The following is a 2,087-nucleotide window of genomic DNA, read 5'->3' as shown; positions in this document are numbered from 1 at the left end:
TAAACGGGGGGGCGGTTTACGATGCTGATCCCATTTTCTGTGGGCCTAGTTACGCTCCACGGGATTTTTTTCGAGGCTTACTCGACGGTGGATGCCCGCCAGTTCGTTCACTTACTTCTTTTGGGCATCCATTCTGGCCAAATCCCATTAGGGATTCAATTGAACCAAGTTGTTGTCGCGAGCGACTGAATACCACTTCGCCCCTTCTGGTATCCCTAAGGATGTTTCTATAAACGCCGTTTCGTCCAGCGTAGCTAGTCCCTCCATAAGTGACGGTCCTACATGGGTAAGCCAAGCCAGCTTTGCCCCAAGCATATCCTTGGTTGTGACTGTAGTGTAATGAGTCGTCTTGAGCAAGTTCACGGCGTCCTCAATGAGCATTTGCGTATTCTCAGGGGATAGATCCAACCCCCATGGGTCTCGCGTCATTACGTCCGAAAACGTCTCTTTTCCCTGACTGAGCGCAAGGTAAGCTGCATCAAGCGCTTTCAGAGTATCTGCTTGCGATAACGTTTTAAACCGCGGATTATTAACTAATGCTTCCTTTACCAGTCGGCAGTTGTGATGAATCTGCGCCGCCGCCTTGGCGATGTTGTCAGCCTCGTCTTGGCACATCTGCCTTATTGAAAATGATCCAAGTTCTTGGAGCTGGTGTAACTTTAAAAAAGACGGTCCTGGCGCCATTTTTAAAAACTTCTGCGTTTGTGGGGGAAGTTTCTTTTCGAGCACACACAGCAGCGCAGCTAGCAGCGGGCCTTCTGCTTTAGAAAAATCTTCGAGGGGAAAATCACTATACTGCTCGCGCACGTTGTCACTACTTTCGCCCGCCCGCCACATGGATTGGTGAAGCTCATTCAGAATTTCACATTCGAGGTCGCGGACATCTCTTGCGGTAGACCAGATCCGTCGCGAGACGAGTTTCCCATGTTGCATTCCTAACAGCTTTTCAACATTGCTATCCGGTTTGTCCCCCCGCACGAAATCATTGAGTCGCAGTTTGACGGTCCGCCCATGAAAGGGAAGATAGCGGGTCGTGCCCCTCAGGATAGCCTCCCTTGCCTGCACGAGAGACGGAAGCGAGAAATTGCTCATACACGAAGCAGTGGCAGATAACTTGTTCAAAACGACAATCCTTTCTTTGCAAAACCTGGGTCAAACCGGGAGAAAGCCGGTTGATCTCCATAACGAGCCCGGCACAGTAACACCGGCACAGTAACATTCGGCAATAATCGAGCGTGAGCTTGGAAGCCGCCGCCCGATAGGTTTCGAACGATATTTCATTTTTCCAGAAGCGGTGTACCAGACAGCACAGACGTTGAGAGGTTTGCAGCACTTGGGGTTGGTACCCATGCATCCTGTGGCTGACCCGGACGACCAGGGCAATCGCGTATTGGTTGTAACTATCTGTTTCCATACAACAATTTGTGATTCTATGTAATTCTACCTCGGAGAAGGCTGCCTTCGAAAATTTCAACCATTTTCGAAAGCAAATACCGCCTTTAGTTGGAAAAATTACTTCGAAGTACTGGTGCTACGAACGAAGTCGAAAGAATCGAGTGATGCATCCGACTTAGCTAATTCTCATATGCGATAGCCCCGCCCGGACGACGGGGACAGTTACCGCCCGAATGCATGTCGCCCGCAAGTGTGCCGCGGTTTCGGGATAGCGACATGCATAAAAGCAAACAGCGAAGGCCCGTCGCGCTAATCTGAGCACGGTACACGACAGTGCGCGGTATTCCCGCATCCGCCTGCCGGGCACCTTCTCTCCGCCGGGGAGAAGAGGGCAAGATCCGCAGCGTTTCGGGTCTCCTCGCGTAAGCGGGGAGAGGTCCGCCGCGCAAAGCGGAGGGAGGGGGAACCCCGCGCACGATCATGTACCGTGGACTCTGAATTCACGCGATGGGCTTTAGGTATGCCAAATCCGAGTGCCTCGAAGATGAGGTGGTTCCGGGAGCTGGCGGGATGATGAGACCTGCGCGCGACAGGTCTTTTGCGTCGATTTTGTTTGAGCGTCCGGGTGTGGCGGTAAAGGGCGCAAGGATATCGGCGCCGGCGTTACCGGCTTTGGCCTTTGACGCTCTCGT

The 2,087-nt window shown here is 52.5% G+C and carries 1 protein-coding gene; it reads right to left on the bottom strand.

Translation table 11 applies throughout. The features are described 5' to 3' along the window. Positions 1 to 147 precede the first annotated feature (147 nt). Positions 148 to 1,122: a hypothetical protein gene (locus tag PDO_RS13980; RefSeq protein WP_007602732.1), complete on the bottom strand. Its 975-nt coding sequence runs from the start codon at positions 1,120 to 1,122 to the stop codon at positions 148 to 150. Positions 1,123 to 2,087 lie beyond the last annotated feature (965 nt).

Origin of the sequence: Rhizobium sp. PDO1-076, from assembly GCF_000247475.1 — a bacterium.
Lineage (GTDB): Bacteria > Pseudomonadota > Alphaproteobacteria > Rhizobiales > Rhizobiaceae > Allorhizobium.
The sequence above is the reverse complement of the archived record's forward strand: the minus strand, read 5'-3'. Positions and strand labels throughout refer to the sequence as shown.